A 6,450-nucleotide genomic window follows, 5' to 3' on the forward strand; every position below is an offset into this window, starting at 1 on the left:
GATAAAATGACGATGAAATACCATACCTTCGAAAATTTCGCCGCCCTGAGCGAAGCCCTCAGCCAGCAATGGCTGGACGTGATACAGACAACGCCCACTGGCAGCAGCGCCAGCTTTGCGCTGGCTGGCGGTTCTACACCCGCTCCGGTCTATCAGCGGCTGGATCAGTTGCTGGCCGATGTGGATCAGCACCAACCCATCAAACTGGTCGCCACCGATGAACGCTGGGTGCCAGATCAGGACAAGCAAAGCAATGAAGGCCTGTTCCGTCGCTGCCTGTCAGCGTCTGCCACAGACAAACGCTGGCAACTGGTGTCGCTGAAAAATGCAGCGAATACACCAGAAGTCGCCGCCGAAGCCATCCATGCCAGGCTGAATGAACAATTGCCCCAGGCTTTCAGCGCTGTCTTGCTGGGCATGGGTGCGGATGGGCATATCGCTTCGCTGTTTCCCGGCGCACCTACCCAGCATGATGACCTGGCCTGCCTGGCAGCCGTGCATCCGCAGACCCGGCAAAGCCGAATGTCGCTGTCCTTGCCGCGCCTGCTGAACACCAAACGCATCTGGCTGGTGATTACTGGCGCTGAAAAACGTCAGGTACTGGATCAGGCGATAGAAAATAATCTGCCGGTTGCGTCCTTATTGCGCGAAGCAGGCTGTACCATAGATGTTTTCTGGTGTCCGTAAACAATACATCTATGGCAAACCCGTTTTCTGACAACAAACCCAACAGCCCGCCTGAAAAAGGCTTGCTGGCACGCATACGCACTGCCAGCACAGCCCTGAGCCGTGCTGAGCGCCAGGTGGCAGAGTTCCTGCTGCAAAAGCCGCATGATGCGCTGGAAATGTCGATACGTGTATTGGCACAGGCCTGCGATGTCAGTGAACCCACAGTCGCCCGCTTTGCCCAGAGCCTGGGCTTTGATGGTTTCAAGACCTTCAAGCTGGCATTTGCCAAAAGCCTGGCAACCGGCATCCCTTACCTGCATCTGGATGTCAACCAGGCCGATCATGTACGTGATGTCTTGCCCAAGGTATTTGACCGCACCATCGCCGCCCTGATGGAAGCCCGCAATAATGCCAATACCGCCACCTTTGAAGCCGCAGTCAGCCTGCTGGCGCGCGCCCGTCGCATAGAATGCTATGGCCTGGGTTATTCAGGTGCGCTGGCGATTGATGCGCAGTTGAAATTTTTCCGCTTTGGCATACCGACGACGGTATTTTGCGATGCCCACTTGCAGGCGCAGTCTGCTACCCTGCTCAATAGCGATTGTGTTGTCGTCGCCTTTTCACGCACAGGCCGCACCCGCGACCTGATCGACAGCGTGCAACTGGCCAAGGAAGCTGGTGCCAAGATACTGGTATTGTGTGCCAGTGGCGGCCCGCTGGCCGAATTGGCTGACGTGCACATCGGTGTGGACGTGGAAGAAGATCCTGATATCTATACCCCCATGACTTCACGTCTGGCCCATCTGACGTATATCGATGCGCTGGCAGTCGCTGTCACCCTGCTGCGTGGTCCGGCTGCGATTGACATGCTGGAAAGAGCCAAGGCCAGCATCAGTGAAAAACGCCTGGTGCCCAAAATAAGCTGAGGTCGGGTAAATCGTAAGCAATAACCGGATCAGCCTGGCCTTGCTAGGACTTTAGTGATAGCCCTGGCCCGTCGTTTCCTGATCCAGATGATCAGGCCGGTGATGCTCAACATGGCCACTACCAGGCCCAGCAACGAGATCAGTATACGTCCCGTCAAACCCAGGATACGTCCGGAATGCAGCGGGAACTGCGCCTGCAGGAAAATATCCCCGGCACTGCCGGTACCGGGAATCTTGCCACCCAGGGCACGACCATCCCTGCCGTCAAAATACAGCCAGGCATTACCCAGGCCGACATCGCCATGATCATTACCGGCCTCAAAAAATCCCACGCCATATACGCCGAAAGCAGGTGAATAGAAGATGCCGCCTGCCGGCAAAGTCCAGCCTCGCTGTTGTGCTTCCTGTTTTGCCAGAGTGATGACATGTTCACGGCTGATGCGCGGTATGACCGGCTGATCCGGTGCCTGCGGTACACGGCTGGCAAATACGTCGGCGCTTAAAGGTGAAAAGAATGAAACCACAGGGCGCACTACCTGCGTATTCAGGTTCATCGATACCGATGTCATCGCCAGCAACAGCATGAATAACCACAGCCATACGCCGCCAGAACGATGCAGGTCAAAATTCAGCTTATGCCCGCCCTGCCCCCAACGAAACGCAAACGACTTGCGCCAGCTACGCCAGTTAGGGAAAGAAATCCACAACGCAATAAAACAATCCAGCACCCACACCAGGCCAATGATGCCCATGAACCAGATACCCAGTTCCACGCCCGATACATCGGGAATATGCATGGTGTAATGCAGCTTGTACAAAAAGGGCAAGAGGTTTTCGCGACTGAGGGATATTTCGCCCCATTGCCGCTTGCCCTGCACGTCGCCGGTCACGGGATCAACCGCGATCTGGTTAAAGCCCAGAACATATGGCTTGCCCGTGGAAGGATTGATCTTTCCCTCCACCGACATCTGTATGGTGTGGCCGGGTTCCGCCTCATTCAATACATAGGTCACCTGTATTCTGGCATCACTTGCCTCTATCTTGTTGGCAAGCTCCGGTCCTGACAAAGTACGTTCATTGCCTGCCTGTATCGTGCTGCGAGCATGGAACAACTGCGGATTCAGCAAGGCATCCAGCTCATGATCCCAGGAGATAAAAGCGCCGGTCAGGCCGGAAATGAACAGAAAAACCGCCACCGCCAATCCAAACCAGCGGTGCAGCAGAACAAAGACAGGGCGCATCAACATCACGTATCCGGCCTATCAATATTTCCAGTTGATCGTGACGCTGCCATTTCTTGGCGCGGCATAATAACTCTGGCTCCAGTACAGGCTGGTCAGGTATTTTTCATTACTGACATTGTTCAGGTTAGCCGTTATGCTGAAATTCTGATTCACGTCATAACGTGCCATCAAATTCATCGTTGCATAACTGTCTTGGCGAATGATGATGCCTGAACCTTCGTCACGGAAAGTATCACCCTGCCAGTTCAGACTGCCGCCGACTTTTGCCTGTGGCATGAAAGGCAGTTGATAGGTAATCGACAGGCGGAACAGTTTTCTGGGCACATAGGTTTTCACATCTTTGTCATCGCTGCCCTTCAGGCTTAACTGGGTATAGCCTGCACTGAGGTTCCAGCCTTTTGCCAATTCACCGCTGGCATCCAGTTCAAAGCCTTGTGATTGCGCATCGATACCTTTGTAATAGGTCTTGGTACCGATATAACCAGCCTGCTCTGCTGCATTGTTTTGCTGTATCTTGAAAACGGCTGCAGACAGGTTGAGCTTGCGCTCAAACAGTTCAACTTTAATACCCAGTTCATCGCCCTTGCCTTTAACCGGATCCAGGGTTTTACCACTGACATCCACCTCACTTTGTGGATTGAATATTTCAGTATGGCTGGCGTACACAGAAGCATAAGATGTCAGGTCATAGACCAGGCCCAGATACGGCGTGGTCTTGCTGGCATTCTTTTGACTACTGACACCATAGGCATAGCCGGTGCTTTCCGCCTTGGTGTGATTGGCGCCCGCGATCAGTTTGAATTGATCTGCCAGGTTAAAACGGGATGCAATAAATACCGTCGTGCGCTTGTCTTCATAGGCGCTGCCATCGGTGTAGGCATTAAATGCGGGTTGCGGATAATTGCCTGTCCAGTTGCTGATATCCGGCAAGGCCGTGCCTATGCCTACACCATAATGGGAGATATCATCCATTTTTGACTTCGACCAGTTGACACCAAAAGCAAGGTCATGCTGACGTCCTGCCAGCGTGAATTTGCCGGTAGCAGACAGGTCAAACAGGGTTTGGGTATTGACATCGTTATACAGAGAAGGATAGCTGTACAAGCCCAGGCCGGTCTTGCGATCAGGCGTACCGTAAACATAAAACAGTTTGGAATCTGCCGTTGACCGGTTATGGCTCAGGGTAGTCTTGATTTGCCAGTCATTGTTCAGTTGGTGGCTGAGTTCGACAAAGCTGCGATCATCCTGCGTGAGCCAGCGTGACCAGTCTGCCGCAGTGCTGGTCGAGGTCCTGTAATTGGTCGGGCTGCCATCGGTGTAATACAGCGGCAAGGCACCCCACATACCACCCTTGCCATCACTCTTTTGATGCGAATGCCCAAGGGTCAGCAGCGTGGCATCACCCAGATTGGCTTCGATCACACCATATACCACTGTTTTTTCAGGTGAGTAACGGCCCAGATACGAATCACCTACCTGTTTGGCGACGACGATGCGGCCCGCAATCGTACCTGCCGCATTCAGGGTAGCGGACACATCTGCATCCAGCCTGCGGGTATTCCATGAACCCAGTGTCAGCCCGGTCGATGCCTGGAATTGGTACACAGGACGCTTGCGGATGAAGTTGACCGTCGCCGACGGATTGCCGGTAGACGACATCAGGCCATTTGCCCCACGCACGATATCCGCCCGGTCGTAAATCGCCGTATCAATATCACCGGCCACATTGCCACTAGTGAATGGCAGACCTACGCCGTCGTACTGGAAATTGACGATATCAAAACCACGCGCCATGTAATAAGTGCGGTCAGTTTCCACTTTTTCCACCGACACACCGGTGGTATTGGCCAGCACATCATTCGCATTGACTTGTTTGAAGTCATCCATTTTGGCGCGCGTCACGACCGACACGGATTGCGGCGTTTCACGCAAGGACATATCGAGGCGGGTAGCCGAACCACTTTTACGCGTGGTATAGGCACCGGTTTTTTCGGTACTGGGCTCATTCGCGGCCGTTCCGCTAACCACCACCTCGGGCAGCTCGGCCTTGTCAGCTTTTGCTGTCACCGCATCATTCGCAAAAACCATTGCCGGCGACATCAACGCAATCGACAAGGCCCACACCATCGGGCGCAGGCGGGGCGAATTTTCATGAGTGACATGGGGAATCTGACGAATGGATTGCGAAATGCGATGAATCATGAAATTGCCTTGAAATAAATCTGAGTACAAAGGTGCATCCCAAACCGGGTCTGGCATCAGACTCGGTTTGGGATATATATTGCCAACATTGTACCCAAGCAAATATTTAAATGCAAATCATTATCATTTATATTTGCAATAAAAACTGTTTGTCAGTGAAAAATTTATATCAACCCTAAATTAAGCGAAACTTCCGGTCCGTCAATTCAAATGCTCAACTTTGTGGCTTCTTGCGTAACATTTTGGTGCGCCATAAGAAAAATGCATGTCCAATTGCCAAATTTCTGGCAATCTATAGGAATCAGCATTGCAGGAAACCCCGTATGAACTCCATCTCACTTGCACAGATTATCGACAGCGTTAAAGATTTACCAACTTTACCAGCAATTGTGATGGAATTGCTGAACAGCATGGATAACGATGAACTGGATATGCATGAATTGGCGCAAAAAGTCAGCCTCGATATTGCGCTGACGGCCAAAACCCTGCGTTACGCCAATTCAGCCTATTACTCGACCATGATCAAGGTCACCACGGTGCAACAGGCGATTTCTCTGCTGGGTCTGAGTACGGTAAAGCAGATTGTGATGACAGCAGCGCTGTCTGGCTGTTTTCCGGAAAACAATTGTCGTGGCTTCAGCCACAAGGATTTCTGGCGTCATTCCAATGCGGTTGCGATTGTCGCCAAAATCCTGGCGCGGCGTCTGCAATTCAATACCGACGTGGCCTTTACCGCCGGTCTCCTGCACGACATAGGCGCGTTAGTACTTGCGACCTCATATACAGAGGCATATGAAGCGGTGCTGGCCCATAGACTGGAACATCCAGACACACAATATGAAACTGAAAAGAGTTTGATTGACATCGACCATGCGGCGATAGGCGAAGCGCTGGCCATACAGTGGAATTTTTCGGAAATGATGATCAAGGCCATTTCTGGCCATCATCAGCCAGAAAAGCCCGGCCTGGGCTTCTTGGCAACCATCATCCATGTGGCAGATGGCATAGCCCATGCACTAAGAGTGACGACCACACCCGATCTGGCACCGCCAGAAATTACCGGGCAATCGTGGGAAAGCCTGGGCCTGGACCAGGCTTTGCTGGATGAAGTCTTGAGTGAAGCCGCCACCGAATTTGAAAAACTGCAGGACATGGTTGAAGTCTGAATCCTGCAGACGACCAGCTGGTGGCAGAAAGTCTTAGAACGTGTTTACGATCTGTAGCGAGCGAGCGTCAGCGGGGTAAGGGTAACAAAAACGCCGCGCAAAAAGCGGAATGGTCTCTAAGAACCTGTTCGAGATCTTTTTGATCACCCCCGCCGCAATAGCAAAGCGAGGAATGCCAAATTGACGAATTGCAAGCTGGTATTCAATTGTCGCTCACAGTTTTTCCAAAGGCGATGGCATTTC

The 6,450-nt window shown here is 52.5% G+C and carries 5 protein-coding genes and 1 pseudogene; 3 read left to right on the forward strand and 3 right to left on the reverse strand.

Translation table 11 applies throughout. The features are described 5' to 3' along the window. The first annotated feature begins 6 nt into the window (after positions 1-6). Both pgl and ACO0LM_RS22730 read left to right on the forward strand, forming a co-directional pair. Entirely contained in the window at positions 7-687 is a 681-nt protein-coding gene (gene pgl / locus ACO0LM_RS22725; RefSeq protein WP_423040204.1) for a 6-phosphogluconolactonase, read from the forward strand. An 11-nt stretch (positions 688-698) separates the two neighbouring features. After that, a complete protein-coding gene (locus ACO0LM_RS22730) occupies positions 699-1,595 on the forward strand; it encodes an SIS domain-containing protein (protein WP_422987931.1) in 897 nt (298 codons plus the stop codon). A 29-nt stretch (positions 1,596-1,624) separates the two neighbouring features. Here ACO0LM_RS22730 and ACO0LM_RS22735 read toward each other — a convergent pair whose 3' ends face one another. Both ACO0LM_RS22735 and ACO0LM_RS22740 read right to left on the reverse strand, forming a co-directional pair. Continuing rightward, positions 1,625-2,836 (reverse strand): PepSY-associated TM helix domain-containing protein, encoded by a 1,212-nt coding sequence (locus tag ACO0LM_RS22735; RefSeq protein WP_423040219.1) that lies wholly within the window; start codon positions 2,834-2,836, stop codon positions 1,625-1,627. 21 nt (positions 2,837-2,857) lie between these two features. Then, on the reverse strand, positions 2,858-5,041 hold the full coding sequence (locus ACO0LM_RS22740; RefSeq protein ID WP_423040206.1) for a TonB-dependent siderophore receptor: 2,184 nt from the start codon (positions 5,039-5,041) through the stop codon (positions 2,858-2,860). Between the two features lie 323 nt (positions 5,042-5,364). Here ACO0LM_RS22740 and ACO0LM_RS22745 point away from each other — a divergent pair, with 323 nt between their 5' ends. Continuing rightward, positions 5,365-6,207, forward strand: coding sequence for an HDOD domain-containing protein (locus ACO0LM_RS22745; protein ID WP_423040208.1), 843 nt, complete (start codon positions 5,365-5,367; stop codon positions 6,205-6,207). A gap of 143 nt (positions 6,208-6,350) precedes the next feature. Here ACO0LM_RS22745 and ACO0LM_RS22750 read toward each other — a convergent pair. Next, positions 6,351-6,450, reverse strand: a pseudogene (locus tag ACO0LM_RS22750) (IS5/IS1182 family transposase); the annotation flags it as partial.

Source organism: Undibacterium sp. Di26W (assembly GCF_049340265.1).
Lineage (GTDB): Bacteria > Pseudomonadota > Gammaproteobacteria > Burkholderiales > Burkholderiaceae_D > Undibacterium.

Bases quoted from the DNA above. Each gene is read 5' to 3' on its own strand.
- ACO0LM_RS22730 (WP_422987931.1), top strand. From the start codon at position 699: ATGGCAAACCCGTTTTCTGACAACAAACCCAACAGCCCGCCTGAAAAA.
- ACO0LM_RS22735 (WP_423040219.1), bottom strand. From the start codon at position 2,836: ATGCGCCCTGTCTTTGTTCTGCTGCACCGCTGGTTTGGATTGGCGGTG.
- pgl (WP_423040204.1), top strand. From the start codon at position 7: ATGACGATGAAATACCATACCTTCGAAAATTTCGCCGCCCTGAGCGAA.
- ACO0LM_RS22740 (WP_423040206.1), bottom strand. From the start codon at position 5,041: ATGATTCATCGCATTTCGCAATCCATTCGTCAGATTCCCCATGTCACT.
- ACO0LM_RS22745 (WP_423040208.1), top strand. From the start codon at position 5,365: ATGAACTCCATCTCACTTGCACAGATTATCGACAGCGTTAAAGATTTA.